This window comes from Pseudodesulfovibrio senegalensis, from assembly GCF_008830225.1.
Taxonomy (GTDB): domain Bacteria; phylum Desulfobacterota; class Desulfovibrionia; order Desulfovibrionales; family Desulfovibrionaceae; genus Pseudodesulfovibrio; species Pseudodesulfovibrio senegalensis.
The window spans coordinates 127,483-145,718 of record NZ_WAIE01000003.1; the positions used below are offsets into that span (position 1 = coordinate 127,483).

16 protein-coding genes are annotated in these 18,236 nt (G+C 61.6%); 6 read left to right on the forward strand and 10 right to left on the reverse strand.

Going from position 1 to position 18,236, the window contains the following annotated elements:
* Positions 1 to 140: 140 nt before the first annotated feature.
* Complete coding sequence (gene serS / locus F8A88_RS08890) at positions 141 to 1,415, reverse strand: serine--tRNA ligase (protein WP_151150794.1); 1,275 nt, start codon at positions 1,413 to 1,415, stop codon at positions 141 to 143.
* A gap of 84 nt (positions 1,416 to 1,499) precedes the next feature.
* Positions 1,500 to 1,967 (reverse strand): hypothetical protein, encoded by a 468-nt coding sequence (locus F8A88_RS08895; RefSeq protein WP_151150795.1) that lies wholly within the window; start codon positions 1,965 to 1,967, stop codon positions 1,500 to 1,502.
* Positions 1,968 to 2,009: 42 nt separating this feature from the next.
* On the opposite strand from F8A88_RS08895, the gene F8A88_RS08900 reads away from it, so the two are divergent.
* From F8A88_RS08900 to F8A88_RS08920, 5 genes are all read left to right on the forward strand, one after another.
* On the forward strand, positions 2,010 to 2,495 hold the full coding sequence (locus tag F8A88_RS08900) for a CinA family protein (RefSeq protein WP_151150796.1): 486 nt from the start codon (positions 2,010 to 2,012) through the stop codon (positions 2,493 to 2,495).
* A 250-nt stretch (positions 2,496 to 2,745) separates the two neighbouring features.
* Positions 2,746 to 3,120 carry a phosphoribosyl-AMP cyclohydrolase gene (hisI, locus tag F8A88_RS08905; protein WP_151151003.1) on the forward strand — a complete coding sequence of 125 codons (375 nt, stop codon included), beginning with the start codon at positions 2,746 to 2,748 and terminating at the stop codon, positions 3,118 to 3,120.
* Positions 3,117 to 3,998: an ATP phosphoribosyltransferase gene (gene hisG / locus F8A88_RS08910; RefSeq protein ID WP_194163283.1), complete on the forward strand. Its 882-nt coding sequence runs from the start codon at positions 3,117 to 3,119 to the stop codon at positions 3,996 to 3,998. Before hisI ends, hisG begins: the two co-directional genes overlap by 4 nt.
* A 143-nt stretch (positions 3,999 to 4,141) precedes the next feature.
* A complete protein-coding gene (locus F8A88_RS08915) occupies positions 4,142 to 4,810 on the forward strand; it encodes a nitrite/sulfite reductase domain-containing protein (RefSeq protein ID WP_151150798.1) in 669 nt (222 codons plus the stop codon).
* An 89-nt stretch (positions 4,811 to 4,899) separates the two neighbouring features.
* Entirely contained in the window at positions 4,900 to 6,702 is a 1,803-nt protein-coding gene (locus F8A88_RS08920; protein WP_151150799.1) for a 6-hydroxymethylpterin diphosphokinase MptE-like protein, read from the forward strand.
* Between the two features lie 39 nt (positions 6,703 to 6,741).
* On the opposite strand, the gene hemW is transcribed toward F8A88_RS08920, so the two are convergent.
* The 5 genes from hemW to F8A88_RS08945 are packed head-to-tail and all read right to left on the reverse strand — an operon-like array spanning position 6,742 to position 11,410.
* On the reverse strand, positions 6,742 to 7,962 hold the full coding sequence (gene hemW / locus F8A88_RS08925; protein WP_194163279.1) for a radical SAM family heme chaperone HemW: 1,221 nt from the start codon (positions 7,960 to 7,962) through the stop codon (positions 6,742 to 6,744).
* A gap of 2 nt (positions 7,963 to 7,964) precedes the next feature.
* On the reverse strand, positions 7,965 to 8,363 hold the full coding sequence (locus tag F8A88_RS08930; protein WP_151150800.1) for a hypothetical protein: 399 nt from the start codon (positions 8,361 to 8,363) through the stop codon (positions 7,965 to 7,967).
* A 2-nt stretch (positions 8,364 to 8,365) separates the two neighbouring features.
* A complete protein-coding gene (locus F8A88_RS08935) occupies positions 8,366 to 8,908 on the reverse strand; it encodes an epoxyqueuosine reductase QueH (protein ID WP_151150801.1) in 543 nt (180 codons plus the stop codon).
* Positions 8,909 to 8,938: 30 nt separating this feature from the next.
* Positions 8,939 to 10,411: an Rne/Rng family ribonuclease gene (locus F8A88_RS08940; protein ID WP_151150802.1), complete on the reverse strand. Its 1,473-nt coding sequence runs from the start codon at positions 10,409 to 10,411 to the stop codon at positions 8,939 to 8,941.
* 48 nt (positions 10,412 to 10,459) lie between these two features.
* The gene (locus tag F8A88_RS08945; protein ID WP_151150803.1) at positions 10,460 to 11,410 is read right to left on the reverse strand and encodes a radical SAM protein; all 951 of its coding nucleotides are present in this window, start codon (positions 11,408 to 11,410) and stop codon (positions 10,460 to 10,462) included.
* Positions 11,411 to 11,600: 190 nt separating this feature from the next.
* Between F8A88_RS08945 and F8A88_RS08950 the strand changes: the two genes are divergently transcribed.
* A complete protein-coding gene (locus tag F8A88_RS08950; protein WP_194163280.1) occupies positions 11,601 to 12,479 on the forward strand; it encodes a tRNA (adenine-N1)-methyltransferase in 879 nt (292 codons plus the stop codon).
* Positions 12,480 to 12,738: 259 nt separating this feature from the next.
* Here the strand turns inward: F8A88_RS08950 and F8A88_RS08955 are convergent, their stop codons facing one another.
* From F8A88_RS08955 to F8A88_RS08965, 3 genes are read right to left on the reverse strand one after another with little or no spacing between them, the layout of a single operon-like run.
* Positions 12,739 to 15,624 (reverse strand): DEAD/DEAH box helicase, encoded by a 2,886-nt coding sequence (locus tag F8A88_RS08955; RefSeq protein WP_151150804.1) that lies wholly within the window; start codon positions 15,622 to 15,624, stop codon positions 12,739 to 12,741.
* 28 nt (positions 15,625 to 15,652) lie between these two features.
* Positions 15,653 to 16,798: an ATP-grasp domain-containing protein gene (locus F8A88_RS08960; RefSeq protein ID WP_151150805.1), complete on the reverse strand. Its 1,146-nt coding sequence runs from the start codon at positions 16,796 to 16,798 to the stop codon at positions 15,653 to 15,655.
* Entirely contained in the window at positions 16,795 to 18,174 is a 1,380-nt protein-coding gene (locus tag F8A88_RS08965) for a sigma-54-dependent transcriptional regulator (RefSeq protein ID WP_151150806.1), read from the reverse strand. Before F8A88_RS08965 ends, F8A88_RS08960 begins: the two co-directional genes overlap by 4 nt.
* Positions 18,175 to 18,236: the final 62 nt, after the last annotated feature.

Sequence of the window (18,236 nt, forward strand, 5' to 3'; positions counted from 1 at the left end):
CGTGTTTGCCGCGGTGGTTTTGTTCCCTTGAGTGAATACTTGGCAGGATCGCTTGTTCCGTCAAGGATTTGATTGCATGGAAGATACAAAAAAAGGCCCGTGCCGTGAGACACGAGCCTTGGTGGTCGATTGCGCTTTGCCTAGCCCTTGATGACCTCAAGCCCGCCCATGTAGGGGCGCAGGGCCTCGGGCACCACGATGGAGCCGTCTTCCTGCTGGTAGTTTTCCAGCACGGCCACCAGCGTTCGGCCCACGGCAAGGCCGGAGCCGTTCAGGGTGTGCACGAATTCCTTTTTCTTGGAATTTTCGGGCTGGAACTTGATGTTGGCGCGCCGGGCCTGAAAGTCCTCGCAGTTGGAGCAGGAGGAAATCTCGCGGTATTTGTCCTGACCGGGCAGCCAGACTTCAAGGTCGTAGGTCTTGGCCGCGGAAAAGCCCATGTCGCCGGTGCACAGCTCGATGACCCGGTAATGCAGGCCGAGCTTTTGCAGGATCTTTTCGGCGGCCGCGGTCATGGCCTCCAGCGCCTCGTAGGAATGGTCGGGATGGGCAAGGTTGACCATTTCCACCTTCATGAACTGGTGCTGGCGGATCAGGCCCTTGGTGTCCTTGCCGTAGGAACCGGCCTCGGACCGGAAGCACGGCGTATGCGCGCACAGGCGCATGGGCAGCTGGGATTCCTCCAGCACTTCGCCGGAATACAGGTTGGTCAGCGGCACTTCGGCCGTGGGAATCAGGTAGTATTCGGTGCCGCGCAGCTTGAAGAGGTCTTCCTCGAACTTGGGCAACTGGCCCGTGCCGGTCATGGTGTCGCGGTTGACGATGAACGGCGGGATGATTTCCAGATAGTCGTGCTCGTTGAGGTGCGTGTCGAGCATGAAGGCGGCCAGGGCGCGCTCCAGCTTGGCGGCCCAGCCCTTGCTGACCACGAAACGCGCGCCCGTGAGCTTGGCCGCGCGCTCGAAATCGAAGCCGCCTAGTTCCACGCCCAGCTCCCAATGCTCTTTGGGAGCGAAATTCAGTTCGGGCTTTTCGCCCCAGTAGCGGCGCACCGGGTTGTCGTCCTCGGTGGCGCCCACCGGGGTGTCTTCGGCCGGAATGTTGGGAACGGCCATGATCCATTCCTTTTCCGCGGCCTGCACCTCGGCCAGCTCCGCGTCCAGCGTCTTGACCCGCTCGGCAACCTCGCCCATGCGCGCCAGCAGGTCGGAGGCGTCTTCCTTGGCGCGTTTGCGCTTGGCGATTTCCGGACCGACCTTGTTGCGTTCGGCCTTGAGCTCCTCCACCTCGGCGATGAGGGCCTTGCGCTTTTCGTCCAACGTGGCGAATTCCTGCACGTCGATGGCCGAGCCGCGTTTTTTCAGGCTTTCCCGGACCACGTCCGGATTGTTCTGCATGCGTTTCAGGTCAAGCATATGTAAAACTCCTCGAAATGTTCGTTTTGTTCCCACGCTGATACCCGAACTCGGCGTGGAATGAAAGTCCGGACGGGCCGCTGCTCAGGGGTCAATGCCTGTGGTCCGGTTGTAGCGGTAGGCCAGATACACGGCCCACATGCATACCAGCATGCCCAGCACGGCTATGTCGCGCATCCACAGTGCCCAGAACGTCACGGACACGATGCCCAGCAGCACGGCGGTGCGCAACAGTTTGCGCCAGCCCATGGGCGCATTGAGCCAGCCCACCTCGGCAGCCAGCACGCGGTCCAGAAACGTGTGCCAGCGCCCCGGGCGCATGGGCGCAAGGCGCAGGTTCATGAAGCCGACCCCCACAAGCACCAGCCCCATGGAGGCCACCAGCGCGCCGTGCAGCAGCAGGGCAAGGGCCAAAAGCGCGCATCCGCCCAGCTGCAGGGTCATGTTCCACGGCTGGCGGTGGCGCGCAAGGGCAAGGTCCATGAGTTCGCGCGGGGTGATCATCCCTGCAACATAGGCCCGCACGCGGCTCATTGCAACCGGGGCGGCCATGGGGTAAAACGCGTGAAACCGAAAATTCGGAGGAATATGCCCATGGACAGACATCTCATATCCCGCGCCGTGCAGGAAGTGGGCGAACTGCTGGCACTGGAAGACCTGACGCTGGGAACCGCGGAATCCTGTACCGGCGGACTCATCGCCAGCACGCTCACGGACGTTTCCGGCAGTTCCAACTGGTTTCGCGGGGCCGTGGTGGCCTATGACAACGAAATCAAACGCGATGTGCTGGGCGTGGAACAAGGCGTGCTGGACGAGCACGGGGCCGTGAGCGAACCCGTGGTGCAGGCCATGGCCCAGGGCGCGGCAAAAGTGCTGGGCACGGACGTGAACGTGGCGGTCTCGGGCATTGCCGGACCCACCGGCGGCACCCCGGACAAGCCCGTTGGTACGGTCTGGGTGGCCTTTTCCTGGCCGGGGGGAACCCGCACCCGGTCCTACCGCTTCAACGGCGACCGCGACGCGGTCAAGGCGCAGACCGTCATGGCCGTGGTCAACGGGCTGCTCTCGGTGCTGCGCTGAGGGGCTACACGCCTGCAAATCCTTGACATCCGGCCCCTGTGCACACCACTGTAACAGGATTGCGGAGCCGCACCGCGCGGCGATGATACGTTTGCATCGTTTGCCCGTTTCTGCGCCGCATGGTCGATTTTCACCGGATTGCCGCGAAATCCCTGCCTTGAGCTATTGCGAATCCCGGAACAGTCGGCTATGAAATCCGTCCCGGCCGCACGAATTGGTTGGGAAAATACAATTTTGTCATGGAGAAATGATGATTCGACCCGATTTCAAGAAAATGAATGGCCTGATCCCGGCCATTGCTCAGGATGCCGAAACCGGTGAAATCCTGATGATGGCCTACATGAACGAGGAAGCCTGGGACAAGACCCTGGAGACCGGCGACGTGCATTACTACAGCCGTTCCCGCCAGTGCTTGTGGCATAAGGGCGGTACCTCGGGCCATACCCAGACGGTGAAGTCCATCCGCATTGATTGCGATGACGACACCGTGGTCGTGCTCATCGATCAGATCGGCGGAGCCGCCTGCCACAAGGGCTACCGCAGCTGTTTCTACCGTGAACTCAAGGATGGCGAGGTCAAGGAATGCTCGCCCATCGTTTTCGACCCCAAGGAGGTCTACAAATAATGTCCGACAATACGCTTCGACTCGGTGTGCCCAAAGGTTCCCTGCAAGACGCAACCATCAAGCTCTTTGCCAAGGCCGGCTGGAACATCCGCCTGCACCACCGCAACTACTTTCCGGACATTGACGACAAGGAGATCTCCTGCTCGCTGGCGCGTGCGCAGGAAATGGCCATGTACGTGGAGCAGGGCACCTTCGACGTGGGCCTGACCGGCAAGGACTGGATCATGGAGTATGATTCCGACGTGGTCGTGGTTGACGACCTGATCTATTCCAAGGTCTCCAACCGTCCGGCCCGCTGGGTGCTGTGCGTCAACGGCAATTCCCCGTACAAGCGGCCCGAGGACCTCGAAGGCAAGACCATCGCCACCGAGCTGACCGGGTTCACCAAGAAGTACTTCGAATCCATCGGCGTGAACGTGGATGTATCCTTCTCATGGGGCACCACCGAGGCCAAGGTCGTGGAAGGCCTGTGCGACGCCATCGTGGAGATCACCGAGACCGGCACCACCATCAAGGCCAACGGCCTGCGCATCATTGCCGAGCTCATGCAGACCAACACCCAGCTCATCGCCAACCGCAAGGCGTGGGAAGACCCGTTCAAGCGCAAGAAGATCGAACAGATCAACATGCTTTTGCAGGGCGCCCTGCGCGCGGAAAAGCTGGTGGGCATGAAGATGAACCTGCCCAAGGCCGCGCTGGACGCTGCCCAGGCCATCATGCCCGCCCAGACCTCGCCCACCATTGCCGAGCTCAAGGACGAGGCATGGGTTTCCGCGGAAATCGTGGTGGACGAGAGCGTGGTGCGCGACATCATTCCCCAGCTCAAGCAGCTCGGGGCCGAGGCCATCATCGAATATCCGCTGAACAAGGTCATCTAGCCGTTTGCGGCAAGTGGAACAACAGGCGCGCTCTTTCGGGGGCGCGCTTTTTTCATGCCCGCGAAAATACCGGCGTTTACGTGAAGGCGTAGTCTCTCTATTATGGCCGGACGTCAGAAAACGTGAACCACAAGGAGCCTTTCATGACCGCCAAGACCGATCCGCTGGACGGAGCCATCCTGCAACGGGACAAGAACACCTACGCCATCGTGCCCAGAACTCCGGTGGGGCTGATTTCGCCGCAGCAGTTGCGCGCGCTGGCCGACGTGGTGGAAAAATATCAGGTGCCCATCGTCAAGATCACCTCGGGCCAGCGCATGGCTTTGGTGGGCATGGAAAAGGACACCATCCCCAAGATATGGGCCGACCTTGAAATGGAAATAGGCAGGGCCACCGAGCTCTGTCTGCACTATGTGCAGGCCTGCCCGGGAACGGCGGTCTGCACCTTCGGCAAACAGGATTCTCTGGGGCTTGGCATGGAACTGGAAGAAGAGTTCATGGGCATGGATCTGCCCGCCAAGGTCAAGATCGGCGTGTCCGGCTGCCCGCTCTGTTGCGGGGAAAGCCGCGTGCGCGACATCGGGCTGATCGGCAAGACAAAGGGCTGGACTGTGCTCATGGGCGGCAACGCGGGCAATCAGGTGCGCATTGCCGACGAGATGGCCAGCAACCTGAGCGCGGAAGAAGCCAAGGAACTGCTGCGCAAGCTCATGGCCTTTTACCGCGAGAACGGCAACAAGCGCGAACGCACGGCAAAATTCATGAAACGCGTGGGCGTGGAAGCGGTCAGGCAGGCCGTGGGGCTGGAATAAACGGCATCGTCATGGTTGTCCGCAGGTTCTGGCGAGTGGCGGACGATTGTGATACCCACGGAACATAGCCAATAACCGCGAGGGTCTTCATGTCCGAATCCGTTGCCATTGATGTGCTTGTCGAGATGGGCGTGCTGGTTGCTGCCCAGCCGTTGCCCGAACCGGCCGCCCCGGTGGGTGAAGAGCACGTCTTTTTTGATCATACCCCGTGCTGGGCATATGAAAAGCCCCTGCTCGCCACGCCATACGCGGACAGGAACAAAAGGCTGTTCGAGGAACTGACCCCGGAAACGCCGTTGCCCGAGGTCGTGAAAAAGGCGGGCATCGTGGCCTTTCTGGGGGCGGCGGACACCCCGCTCTTTCGGTTCTTCCTGCAACAGCAGGACGTGACCGTGCTGATCTTCGAGCCGGACATGGCCCGGCTGGAGCGGTTCGCGGCGTCGGTTCCTGCCAAGGAGCTTTCCTCCAACGGGGTCTTCATCTTTCAGGGCGATTTGTTTTCCATGCCGTTTCACCTGCCGCGCCTGTTTCCGCCCGCCCTGTTTGAGAATGGGTTTCCGGTTTTCTATGCCCTGCCGGGCATGGACGAGGCCTGGCCCGAGTACACGCACGACGTGGTGGAATATCTGGAACTGCTGTTCTACCGCTATCGCATCTATCAGGTGGCGGGCCAGTTCAATGACCGCGGCCGTCCCCTGCGGCCCATGACCCGTTCGCTTTTTTACGACCAGTTCCTGCACACCTATGAGAATGTCGTGGACTACGCCACGCGTCGGAGCATCCGGCCCCTGCGCAACCTGTTCCGGGGCAAGACCGCCATTCTGGTGGCGGCCGGCTATGATTTGACCAACCGCATCGAATTCATCCGCGCCAACCGGGACCGTTGCGTGGTCGTTGCTGTCAACAGTGCGCTCAAAACGCTGCTGGCCCACGGCATCGAGCCGCATTTCGTGGTCATCAACGACAGCTCGCTGGCCACGGAAAAGAGTTTTCAGGATGTGCCGCCGCTCAAGCGCACCGCGCTGGTGGGGCATTGCATGTCCTATCTCGGGGGACAGGCCACCCCGAACCGTTTTCTGTTCGGTTCGTATCTGCCGGAAGTGTTCGGGCCGCGCCCGGCCTTGCGGCTGTATGCCTCGGTGATTTCCACGGCGTTTTCCGTGGCCCGGTATCTGGGCTGCAGCAAGTGTATCCTGGCCGGGGCCCAGCTTTGCTCGGTGGATCCGTACAAAATCGGTTACGTCAAGGGGAGCGTTTATGAACAGGTGCCCCGGAGCACAAGAGAATTGGTCAATCGCTACCCGCAGTTGTATCCTGTCAAAACGCCGTGGGGACGGACCCTGTATACGTCATTGAATTTCCGGGATGCCGCGCTCTGGCTGTGTGAGGAAATCCGGCTTTCCGAGGTCGAGGTCATCAATCTGACCCGTGATAGCATCATCTTCGGCCCGAATATTCATTTTGATGAGAATCCGCAGCTCCCCGAAGACCCGGACGTGGAACGCATTTTTGCCACGGTGCTGGCCATGCCCGGCCGCACGGATGCAGACATGGGACGCATCGTGCAGCATGTACGGAACGAGATGCGCACGTGGACCAACACGGTGGAGCCCCTCGGCGTGCTCGCGAACATGGAGGGCGACGAGTTTTTGCGCGTGGGCGCGGACGTGGTGGCCCAGTTGGACCGGGGCAACGTGTCCTACCTTGTGCAGCGCTTCGAGGATTTCGATAACGCCCGTTTTCATGAGGGGTTGTGGGGCGAAGAATCCACCCCGGATGATCAGGAACAGGCCTTGCGGTATTATCTGGAGTATGTGGAGCGCATGGCCCGGCATTTTCTGGATGTGCTGGCGGACCAGCACCGGCAGCTGCGCGCGCTGGCGCAGGTCTGAGCCGTTTGTCGCCGGGCTGTTGGGCAGGAAAAGCGGTTTTTATTCGTCGAAAATCAGGCGGCGGACAATGGGATTGGAAACGAGCATGCCGTTTTTGGTCAGCTTGAGCCTGCCCTGATTGATGCGCACCAGATTTTCGCGGTGCAGGGCACTGACCAGCCGATGCCGCCGCTTGACCAGATCGTACCCCGCGCGTTTTTTGAAATCCTTGAGGTCCAGCCCCTTGGTGGTGCGCAGGCTGAGCATGACCATCTCCTGCAACAGGTGCTCTTCGGTGAGCTGCTCGAAATCCTGCCCGGCAAAGTCGCCGCGCACGGCCGCATCGTATTCGTCCATGTAGCGCGGGTTGGTGAAGCGCCGTTTGCCCAGCGTGGACACGGCGGACGGTCCCAGTCCGAGATAGTCGCGGCCTTCCCAGTAGCCCGAGTTGTGCGCGGACATGAAGCCCATGCGCGCGAAGTTGGAAACCTCGTAGTGCAGGAATCCGTGCGATTCCAGATATTCCGCGCCATAGATGAACATGCGTCCGGCCTCCTGCTCCGAGGGCAGGGCCAGCTCGCCCGCGTCGTGGCGTTTGAACAGCACCGTGTACGGCTCAAGTGTCAGGTTGTAGGCGGAAATGTGTTCGGGCTTCATTTTCACGGCCTGCTCCAGCGTGTCCAGCCATGTCTTGAGCCGCTGGTCCGGCAATCCCCAGATGAAATCCACGCTGATGTTGTTGAACCCGGCGGCGCGCGCCGCGCCAAAGGATTCCACGGCCTGCGCCGCGGAGTGCGGCCTGCCCATCATGATCAGGTCCTGGTCGTCGAGGCTCTGGATGCCCAGCGAGAGCCGGTTGAACCCGATGCTGCGCAGGGCGCGGAAATAGCTCACGTCCGTGGCTGAATCCGGGTTGGCCTCCAGCGTGGCCTCCATGTTGGGGTGCAGCGAGAAATGCTTGCGCAGGGCCTTCATGACGTCGTCGAGCTGGTGCGGAGCCATGAGGCTGGGCGTGCCCCCGCCGAAATACACGGTGGCCACCCGGGGCTTTTTGAGCCGTTTGCCCCACAGTTTGATTTCCTGCAGCAGGGTCTTCAGGTACCAGGCAAAGGTGACCTGATTGTAGGCCTGGGAGTGAAACGTGCAGTAATGACAGCGTGATTTGCAGAACGGCACGTGGATATACAGCAGCAGTCCTTCGGCCTGTTGGGAACAGCGCTCTTTGGCTGCTCCCGGAAAGGCCGGGCGTATGGCCGGGGAATCGCCGCTGTGCACGGGCATGGTCACTCGCCGTCCGTAGTGGCGGCCGGACCGCCCGGGCGGTTCAGGAACAGGACCACCCCCCCATAGAAGAAATAGCCGCCCGCCACGAGGTTGGCCAGCTGCATGCCGGAGTTGCCCTGATTGGCCAGCAGGGCAGGAAACGCGACGGTCATGGTGCTCAGGCCGTTGAGGATCATCAGGCAGCAGAGCACCCATGTGCAGACGCGCGAGCGCTTGTAGGTGAACCAGCCCAGCACCGAGTACACGAACACGGACACGAGCCGGATGCTGACCGGGTCGTTTTCCGTGGGGGTGGCCGCGGCCAGCAGGGTGTTCAGCACGGCCAGCAGCACAAAGCCGATGATGAAGGCCGCGGGCCGGAACAGGAAGCCGAATCGGGCCGATTGCAGGCTCGGCATGGTCAGCCCCCCAGTTCCTTGGAATAGCGTTCGTTTTCGCTGTACAGGCAGCCGCAGTACTGCTGCCGGTATATGCCCCAGTCCTTGCTCAGTTCAATGCCTTCCTTCCAGCCGTCGCGGAAATCCTGATACCAGAACGAAGTTGCCTTTGTGCCCATGTCGCGCCCCAGTTGGGCGATGGAGTCGTGTTTCTGGAATTTGCTGTACAGCAGGGTGGTGGTGAAATGGTCGAATTTGCCCCGCTTGGCTATGGACGCGGTGCGTTCCAAGCGGTCTGCGTAGCAGTGAAAACAGCGGTTGTTCTCGCGGTAGGCCACGGCCCGGAACCAGTCCTGCGGACGGTATTCGTTGTCCTTGACCAGCACGGGAATGCCGAGCTTTTCCGCGGTTTCGAGGCAGCCGTCCCGGCGTTTGGCGTATTCCGTGAGCGGGTGGATGTTCGGATTGTAGAACAGGCCGGTCACGTCCAGCCCCTGATCGAGCAGGGACCGGACAACCGTGATGGAGCAGGGACCGCAGCAGATGTGAAGCAGTATTTTCTTCATTGCACGTCTTCCCGTGGCCCGTTGTGCGCCCTAGTCCTCGTATTCGTAGGCAAAGTCCACATGGATCCTGATGCCGAAGCGGCGTTCAAGATCGCCCAGCATGCCGCGCTTGTTGTTCAGCAGGTACAGGGCCAGCTCCTCTTCGGCCTCGTAGACCAGCGGGTCCGGGCAGTTGCCGCGCCTGAGCTGGCGATAGATGTCCTTGAGGGCCTGCAACGACTGCCACTCCATGTTGCGCCGCATGCCCGTGCCGCCGCAGCAGGGGCAGGGCTCTGTGCTCACGGCAATGGCCGAGGACCCCAGACGCTGGCGCACCAGCTCCATGAGTCCGAAGCTGGAAATGCGGCTCACGTCCGTGCGTGCGCGGTCGTTTTTCATGGCCTGGCGCATGGCTTTTTCCACCTCGCGGCAGTGCTTGGGGTCCTTCATTTCGATGAAGTCGATGACCACCTGTCCGCCGATGTCGCGCAACCGGAGCTGGCGCGCGATCTCCACGGCCGCTTCCTTGTTGGTCTTCAGGGCCATTTTCTGGAAATTGCGCTCTCCGCCGATCTTGCCGGAGTTGATATCCACGGCGGTCAGGGCCTCGGTCTGGTCGAACACCAGACGCCCGCCCGAGGGCATGGAAGCCTCGCGGGAATAGATTTCCTCCACCTGCTTGTGCAGGTTGAAGCGTTCCACAAGCGATTTGTCGTGCTGGTTGTGCAGCTTGACCAGGCCGGGCTTGCGCGGAAAGGCCAGGCTCACGAATTTCTTGACCTGCTCATAGGTGTCCGGGTCGTCCACCCAGACTTCGGTGACGTTGGTGGTCAGGTAATCGCGCACGGCGCGGGCAGCGAGCTGCATTTCCTTGTATATCAGCTTGGGCGGTTTTTCCTCGCCCACGGAATCGCGCACATCCTTCCAGAGCCGGTTCAGGTACTTGAAATCGCGCTCCATGGCGGCCTTGCTCTGGCCCACGGCCGCGGTGCGGGCGATGAGCCCCACGCCTTCTTCGGGCTTGAGGCTTTCCAGCACGCCCTTGAGGCGTGCGCGTTCCTTTTCGTCCTCGATCTTGCGCGAAACGCCCATCTGGTCGCGGCCCACGGTGTACACAAAGCAGCGGCCGGGCAGGGAGAGATAGGTGGTCAGGAACGCGCCTTTCTTGCCGGTGGGTTCCTTGACCACCTGCACCAGCACTTCCTGACCGGGCTTGAGCACATGCTGCATCAGGGGATAGCGCGCGCCCTTCTTGAGCTTGTAGCTGCCCTGATAGTATTCGGGATGGACTTCGTCGATCTGCAGGAATCCGTTGCGTTCGGCTCCGTAGTTGATGAACGCGGCCTGCAGGCCGTTGTCGATGTTGTGGATGTAGCCCTTGTAGATGTTGCCCTTGGTTTTTTCCTGGTGCAGCATCTCCACGTAGTATTCGTTAACGCAGCCTTCCTCGGCCAGGATCACTTCCACCTGTTCCCCCGGCAGAACCGAGATGAACATTTTCTGACGCTTTTTCTTCGCGGTCATTCAATCCTCTCAATGAGATAAAAATTTTTCTGCGCATGGCGTGCACGGCTAGCCCTCGATGATGTGGCGGCTGGAGTGGTAAAATGTTGTGCCGCTTTCATCCCGTTTGGTCACGTGGCCCTGTTCGACAAGCGTATCAATGGCCCTGCGGGCCTGATCCGGGTCCAGACCCAGCGCGTCGACCAGTTGCTGCACGGTCTGGGGCCGGCGTTGCAGGGAGGCGCGGATCATCTCGATCATGCGCGCTTCGTCAACCTGCCGCGTTTCGGCCCGTTCCTGTCGTTTGGCCGGTGCGGCCGCGTGCAGTGCCTTGCGCCAACGCTCCAGCACGTCCTTGTCCACCGGGCCCGTCTTCTTGAGGGTGCCCGGCCGGGTAAGGGTGACCACGTCCACGCGGTCCGGCTGCAAGCGTTTGCAAAATGCCTCGAGCCTGCCGAGGTTCTCGTCAGAGTCATTGACTCCCTTGGCAAGCAGAATTTCCAAAAATATTTTGCCGTCGTACATGCTGCTGAATTCGAGCAACCCACGGGCCACCTCGTCCGGCCCGATGCCCGGGCACGGTCTGTTCAGGGCCAGGAATTCCTCGAGCACCAGCGAGTCCAGTGACGGCAGCACGATGTCCGCCAGTGCCAGTTCGTTGCGGGCCTGCTCGTCGAGCATGAGCGTCGAGTTGGTGAGCACGGCCACGGGCACGCCGGGCAACAGCTCCCGCGCTCCCTGAATGACATACGGCATTTCGCTGTTCAGGCAGGGTTCGCCCAGCCCCCCCAGCGTGACCACGTCCGGCCATTCGTTGCCTTCCTCGATCCAGGTTTCCAGTTCGTGGAGAATGTCTTCGGCAGAGACGTAGGGCGATCGTTCCAGCGTGTGCACGCGGGTTGCGCCCACCTCGCAATAGATACAGTCCATGCTGCAGATGCGGTCTCCCAAAAGGTCCAATCCGAGGGAGCGTCCCAGTCGGCCGCTCAGTACCGGTCCGAAGATATAGTTGTATTTCATGTCATTCACTACTTGGCGCATACGGTTTTTCCGCAATATACGCAAGGAAATCTATCAACTATGAACATGATTCTCAATGATTCCGTACAGAAAATCAGAAAAACGGGTCCGCAGGGGCGTGTTTCGCGGCTTGACTTGCGGGCCTGCGGGCCGTAGGGGAGTGTTTCCTGAATTTCATATGGAGGCCCACATGATTGAAACCGGAGATCTCGTACTGCTCATCAGCCCCAAGGGCAAGCGGTACATGTACAAGTTCGACCCCGAAGGGGAAATTCATACCAATGACGGCAAAATTCTCATGGCCGACGTTGGCGAAGCCGGTTTCGGCAGGCAGGCCAAGACCCATCTGGGCCGCCCCTATCTTGTGCTCAAGCCGACCCTGCATGACCTGATCAAGGGCGTCAAACGCCAGACCCAGATCATGTATCCCAAGGAGATCGGCTACCTGCTGCTCAAGCTGGGCATCGGCCCGGGCTGCACGGTCATCGAATCCGGCACCGGATCCGGCGGCCTGACCACGGCCCTGGCATGGTATGTGGGCGACACCGGCCGCGTCATCACCTATGAGCGGCGCGAGGATTTCTACAAGCTGGCGGGCAAGAACCTGCGTCGCGTGGGGCTGGACCATCGCGTCACGCAGGTGAACAAGAACATCGAGGACGGGTTCGACCATTCGGGGGCGGACGCGCTGTTTCTGGACGTGCGCACCCCGTGGCAATACATCCGCCACATCCCGGCAGCCGTGAACCCCGGTGCCATGTGCGGTTTCTTGCTGCCCACCACCAATCAGGTTTCCGAGCTTCTGCATGCGCTGGAAGACGCGGGTTTCGAAGACCTCGAGGTCATGGAAATCCTCGTGCGCCACTGGAAGCCGGTTCCCGACCGCCTGCGCCCGGACGACCGCATGGTGGCCCATACCGGTTTTCTGGTCTTTGCGCGCTGCATGCAGCCGCTTCCGGATGAAGAGCCGCAGGCCGACGAGCCCCCTGTCGAGGAGCCCGTGGCCGAGGAACCTGCAGGGGAAGAGCCTGAGGGTGAAGAATCCGGGGCTGCCGAATCCGGGGAATAATTGATTTGCCTTTGGCGACCAAGGAAGTTCTTGAGAAAGGTTCTTTGGGATTTTGAAACTTTCTGGAGCTGTAGCCCGTCCTGCCGAGGCAGGACGGGCTACAGCTTTTTGGGTCAGGCAGCATTTTTCAGTCCCCCCTGTCCCGCATTCGCGGAATGCAGGACAGATTGGGGATGCAAGGGAGGTGTCCCTTGCCGGCCGGAGGCGAAGTTCTGTCAGTCACGCCGCCAAGAGCGGCTTCCGGCTTTTCTTTTCCTTGTTACCAGTCCACGGGCAGCTTGACCTTCTGGCCCGCCTTGTTGGTGAACAGCACGTGCCCGTTTTCACGGCCGTAGAGGTACACGTCGCGGGTGACGATGACGTCCTGACGGCAGTATTCGGTGATCAGGTCCAGCCGTCCCTGCTTCCACCATTCAAGGGCCATGAGCCCGTCGGCGGACTTGCCCACGTCCAGCGTGGCCTGTGCGATGTTGTCCAGCTTGAGCCGGTACCCGAGCCGTTCGTGGACCTTGATGAGCAGGTCCAGACTGGGCAGGGTGTTGAACGGGAACGGGTGCAGCCCCGAGAGCACGGCATAGTCGAATTTGATGTGGTTGAACCCGATGACCGTGTCGAACTGCTTGAGATGCGCCACCAGTTCGTCCATCTGGTTCTGCTCATAGTCATGCATGGTGTCCGTGCCCGAGTCGTAGAGGCAGGCAATGGAAACGCCCATGCGGTCCGCCCGGTTCCAGCCGCCCACTTCCTGGGCGGAATACCGGGTTTCTATGTCCAGCACGCCGAAGCGGCCGTTGTCTTCCGGCCTTGCGTAATCCAGCAGGTTCACGTCGATATCCTTGGGCTTGATGGTTTTGGGATCGCCCGAAAGCACGGCCTCCAGCACGAAGCGGGCCGCGTTCTTGTCGATGGGCCGGTTGCCCGAACCGCATTTTGGCGAATGAACGCACGAAGGGCAACCCAGTTCACAGGGGCACTGCTCGATGGTGCGCAGGGTGGTGCGCACCAGTTCGTCCGCCTTTGTGAACGCCTGCCGTGTCAGGCCCGCGCCTCCGGGCATGCCGTCGTACACGAACACGGCCGGGCTGTTCATCTGCTCGTGCAGGGGCGTGGATATGCCGCCCAGATCGTTGCGGTCGGTCATGACCAGCAGCGGCAGGATGCCGATGGCCGCGTGCTCAACGGCGTGGATGCCGCCCATGAAATGCAGGAAATCGTCTTCGCAGGCCCGGCGGATGTCGTGGCCGACCTCGAGCCAGATGCCCTCGGTGGTGAACACGTTGGGCGGCACGTCCAGCGAGATGATGCCCAGCAGCTTGCCCCCGCGCACCGAGCGTTTTTCATAGCCCGTGACCTGCTCGGTGACGCGCAGCCTGCCGAAAAAGACCCGCGTGCCGTAACAGGCCTTTTGCCCGAGCACTTCCAGAATTTCCGTGGATTTGCTGCTGCGCACACGGGTGTAGTAGCCCACGCGTTTTTTTTCGGCCTGCACCGAGCCGGTGGCCGTGTGCACGTCTTTGATGACGTAAGTCTGCCCCCGGTGCAGGTAGACCGCGCCCGGATGCGTTTCTGTCCAGACCCGGTGCTGGTCCGTGGTGCCGATGACCGGTGCCTTTTCCTCGCCGTGGGTCACGTCCTCGATGTGCAGGCCGCGCCCGGCGCTGCGCAGGTCCACGTCCCGGTGCGGTCGCTTGCGGTTCGAGACGATCTCGCCGCCACGGCCCTGCGCGGGGGTATCCTCCACCACCTCGAACAGTTCGCCGCGTTCCATGAGATGCTGCACGCGGTCGGCCATGCCCTGCTCGGCAAGGAACGGCTCGTCCGTGCGCAGGGTCAGCTCGGCGGCCGCGCAGACCAGATGCCGGTCCGTGACCACGGGGTTGTAGGGGTTGAGCATGACGCTCTCGGGCGGGCGGGAAAAAAAGTCGTCCGGGTTGCGCATGAAATATTGGTCCAGCGCGTCCTCCTGCGCCACCAGCACCACCGCGGATTCCTGCTGCGCCCGGCCCACGCGCCCGCCGCGCTGCACCGTGGCCATGACCGTGCCCGGGTAGCCCACCATGATGCACAGGTCCAGCCCGCCGATGTCGATGCCCAGCTCGAGTGCGCTGGTGGAGATCACGGCCAGCAGGTCGCCCTGCGCCATGCGCTGTTCCACCTCGCGCCGCTCTTCGGGCAGGAATCCGGCCCGGTACGCGGAAATGCGGTTCTTGTACTGGCCGGAACGCTCGGCCGCCCACAGGGATATCAGCTCGGTGAGTTTGCGCGACTGGCAATAGACGATGGTGCGCATTTCGCGCGCCAGCGCGGATTGCAGGAGCATGATGGCCGCCTGCGCCGGGCTTTCGTGCGGGTTCAGGAAGATCATGTTGCGCTCGCCCTGCGCGGCCCCGGTTTCGCGGATTTCATGCACTTCGCGCCCGGTGAGCAGGGTGCAGAGTTCGCCGGGATTGCCCACCGTGGCCGAGCAGAACACCAGCACGGGCCGCGAGCCGTAGAAATGGCACAGCCGCAGCAGGCGGCGGAAGACCATGGCCATGTGCGAGCCCATGACGCCCCGGTAGGTGTGCACCTCGTCCACAATGATGTGGGTCAGGTTGGCCAGGGTTTCGGCCCATTTGTCGTGGTAGGGCAGCATGGACAGGTGCACCATCTCGGGGTTGGTGAGCACCGCGTTGGGCGGGGTGTTGCGGATCTTGCGCCGGAAATGGGGCGTGGTGTCGCCGTCGTAGATGGCGGCCGTGGGGCGGCGCTCTTCGGGCAGGAGCGCGGCCAGCGAATTGAAGGTCTTGAGCTGGTCCTGCGCCAGCGCCTTGAGCGGGAACATGTACAGGGCGCGGGCGTCCGGGTCCGCAAGGCACTGCTCCATGACCGGCAGATTGTAGCACAGGGTCTTGCCGCTGGCCGTGGGCGTGGCGATGACCACGTCGCGCCCGGCCCGGATGTGGTTGGCGGCCTCGGCCTGATGCGAATACAGCCGGTCTATGCCCATGGTCTCCAGCGCGTGCTGGATGGACGCGGGCCACGGGCGTCTGGGCTCGTCGAACCGCGCGTCGCTGCCGGGCAGCACCCGATGGTGCGCCACCTGATGGCCCAGCCGCTCGGATTGCAGCAGGGCCTCGATGTATTCGGCAACGTTGTTGGGCAAGGAGTATTGTCCCGCCGCCCGAAGCGGCTTATTTCACGAAGCGCGCAAAGTCCGCACGGAGCGCGGCATCGAGCATCATGGTGTTCTCCCGGGACGTGGCCGCAAACACAAAGGCCAGCACCGGGAATTCGCGGTAGTCGATTTTCCTGAGTTCCAGCACGTCCTCGAACAGGTCGGCCACCCCGTCCCAGTCCACTTCGGTGATGGCCTGCCGGTCCACGCTGGCGGGCAGGTCGGCCACGCACATGCTGAAGATGCGGCCCTCGCGCTCGGGCAGAATGGCCTGCCAGTCCGGGCGCAGGTCGTTCAGGTAATATTCGTAGGGGTCGAAGCCCCATGCCATGCGGGTCATGTCTGCCACGCACCAGCCCGCAAAGCGCAGGGGGTTGGCCTCGATGGGGATGATCGATCCCTGTTCGTCGAGACGCAGTTCGATGTGCGCGGGAAAGTCCCGAAATCCGCAGGCCTGCCCGATGTCCTGCATGAGCGCGGAAAAACGCTCCAGATGCTCGTTGAGGATGTCGGCCGAGGTCAGATACAGGCGGTCGCTCACGTCGTCGCCCGAGGAAAAGATGTGGTGCAGCACGTTGAGCACCACGGCGTTTCCGTCATGGTCCCAGTATACGTCCACGGCGTATTCCTCGCCCGCGGCGGCCTGCTCCACGATGAACGAGCCGGAATCCACCACGTCCGCCGGGTAGTTGGCGTTGAAATCCGCGATTTCCTCGCGCAGGGCCGCAATGGCGTGGGGCCAGCCTGCGGCCTTTTCCACCATGTGCACGCCGAGGCTGAAGAATCCGCGCGCGGGCTTGACCACCAGCGGAAACGACAATCGTGCCGGGTCCATGGCTTCCAGCTCTTCCAGCGTGGCGCGGCAAAAGAAATAGTCCGGGAACAGGGGCGCGGTCAGTTCGCGAAAGCGTACCTTGTCCTTGCAGGCCTCCACCTGCCGGGGGATGTCCGTATGGCCCAGCAGGCGGGACACGGCCTCCAGCGCGTTTTCCGAGTTGGTGTATACGCGGCCGTTAACGGGGGCGAACTCCTGCGCCGGGACGTATTTCAGGTCGCCCCCGGCCAGAGCGCGGGCCTGTTCGGTATCGAGCACCGGAATGTTTTGGCGTTGTATGGATTCTTTCAGGAAATCGGAAACATAGGGAGCGTCGAGAATGATCATTTGGCCTTGCCCAGCAGTCCGTATTTTTTGAGTTTGTATTGCAGGTTGCTCTTGGAGAGGCCCAGCATCTCCGCAGCCTTGACCTGCACGAATTCGGCGCGCACCAGCGCGCGGCGCACCAGCGCGGCTTCGATCTTGTCCATGGTGTCCGCAAGGTTCAGGCGCGCGGGCAACAGGTCCACCGCGCTCTTGAACTGGGATTCCTCGTCCTTGATTTCCGGGGGCAGGTCGCCGGTGTCGATGGTTTCGTTCTGTCCGAGCACGGTGCAGCGTTCAATGACGTTTTCCAGCTGGCGCACATTGCCCGGCCATTCGTAGGCGCTGAGGTAATCCATGGCCGCGGCAGTGAATCCTGTGAAATTCTTTTCGTTTTCCTTTGAATACTGATCCAGGAAATGGTCGGCCAGGAACGGGATGTCTTCCCGGCGCTCGCGCAGGGGCGGCAGGAAGATGGAAACCACATTGAGCCGGTAGAACAGGTCCTCGCGGAATTCGCCCTTGGAAACGGCTTCCTGCAGATTCTTGTTGGTGGCGGCCACGATGCGGATGTCCACGTCGATGGTCTCGGTGCCGCCCACGCGTTCGATCTGGTGCTCCTGCAGCACGCGCAGCAGCTTGACCTGCAATTCCGGGGTCAGTTCGCCGATCTCGTCCAGAAAGAGCGTGCCCTTGCTGGCCTGCTCGAAGCGGCCCTTGCGCAGGGCCGTGGCCCCGGTGAAGCTGCCCTTTTCATGGCCGAACAGTTCGGATTCCAGCACGCCCGGGTTCAGGGCCATGCAGTTCACGGAAACAAAAGGCATGGACTTGCGCGGGGAATTGTCGTGGATGGCGCGGGCGATGAGCTCCTTGCCCGTGCCGGATTCACCCATGACCAGCACCGTGGATTTGCTGGGCGCGGCGCGGTTGACCATTTCCAGCACCTCGCGCATGCCCTTGCCGCGGGCGATGATGTTGCCGGACCCGAATTTTTCCTGCAACTGGCGGCGCAGGCGCAGGTTGTCCTGCTGGGTTTCGGCAAAACTCACGGCCTTGGATATGGAGAGCAGCAGCTCTTCGTTGGCAAACGGCTTGGTGATGTAGTCGAACGCCCCTATGCGCATGGCCTCAACGGCCGATTCCACCGAGCCGAACGCGGTCATGATCAGCACAGGGATGTGCGGGTATTTCTTTTTCACGTGTTCCAGCACGTCGTTGCCCGTGAGCTTGGGCATCTTCATGTCCGTGAGGACCACGTCCACCTCGGAGTCTTCAAGATAGGCCAGTCCCATTTCCGGGTCGGACAGGGCCGTGACCTCGTATCCCTCTTCCTCGAGGATGCTTTCCAGAATCAGCAGGTAGTTCTTTTCGTCGTCGAGAATCAGTATATTGGCTGGCATTGCGGCCTCCGGGCGAGCAAAGTCGTTTTGTTGAATCAGGCTCGAGCCTGTATAGCCTGATG

Excerpts from the sequence above, each read along its gene's own strand:
- serS (WP_151150794.1), bottom strand. The coding sequence starts at position 1,415 with ATGCTTGACCTGAAACGCATGCAGAACAATCCGGACGTGGTCCGGGAA.
- F8A88_RS08895 (WP_151150795.1), bottom strand. The coding sequence starts at position 1,967 with ATGGCCGCCCCGGTTGCAATGAGCCGCGTGCGGGCCTATGTTGCAGGG.
- F8A88_RS08900 (WP_151150796.1), top strand. The coding sequence starts at position 2,010 with ATGGACAGACATCTCATATCCCGCGCCGTGCAGGAAGTGGGCGAACTG.
- hisI (WP_151151003.1), top strand. The coding sequence starts at position 2,746 with ATGATTCGACCCGATTTCAAGAAAATGAATGGCCTGATCCCGGCCATT.
- F8A88_RS08915 (WP_151150798.1), top strand. The coding sequence starts at position 4,142 with ATGACCGCCAAGACCGATCCGCTGGACGGAGCCATCCTGCAACGGGAC.
- F8A88_RS08920 (WP_151150799.1), top strand. The coding sequence starts at position 4,900 with ATGTCCGAATCCGTTGCCATTGATGTGCTTGTCGAGATGGGCGTGCTG.
- hemW (WP_194163279.1), bottom strand. The coding sequence starts at position 7,962 with ATGCCCGTGCACAGCGGCGATTCCCCGGCCATACGCCCGGCCTTTCCG.
- F8A88_RS08930 (WP_151150800.1), bottom strand. The coding sequence starts at position 8,363 with ATGCCGAGCCTGCAATCGGCCCGATTCGGCTTCCTGTTCCGGCCCGCG.
- F8A88_RS08935 (WP_151150801.1), bottom strand. The coding sequence starts at position 8,908 with ATGAAGAAAATACTGCTTCACATCTGCTGCGGTCCCTGCTCCATCACG.
- F8A88_RS08940 (WP_151150802.1), bottom strand. The coding sequence starts at position 10,411 with ATGACCGCGAAGAAAAAGCGTCAGAAAATGTTCATCTCGGTTCTGCCG.
- F8A88_RS08945 (WP_151150803.1), bottom strand. The coding sequence starts at position 11,410 with ATGAAATACAACTATATCTTCGGACCGGTACTGAGCGGCCGACTGGGA.
- F8A88_RS08950 (WP_194163280.1), top strand. The coding sequence starts at position 11,601 with ATGATTGAAACCGGAGATCTCGTACTGCTCATCAGCCCCAAGGGCAAG.
- F8A88_RS08960 (WP_151150805.1), bottom strand. The coding sequence starts at position 16,798 with ATGATCATTCTCGACGCTCCCTATGTTTCCGATTTCCTGAAAGAATCC.
- F8A88_RS08965 (WP_151150806.1), bottom strand. The coding sequence starts at position 18,174 with ATGCCAGCCAATATACTGATTCTCGACGACGAAAAGAACTACCTGCTG.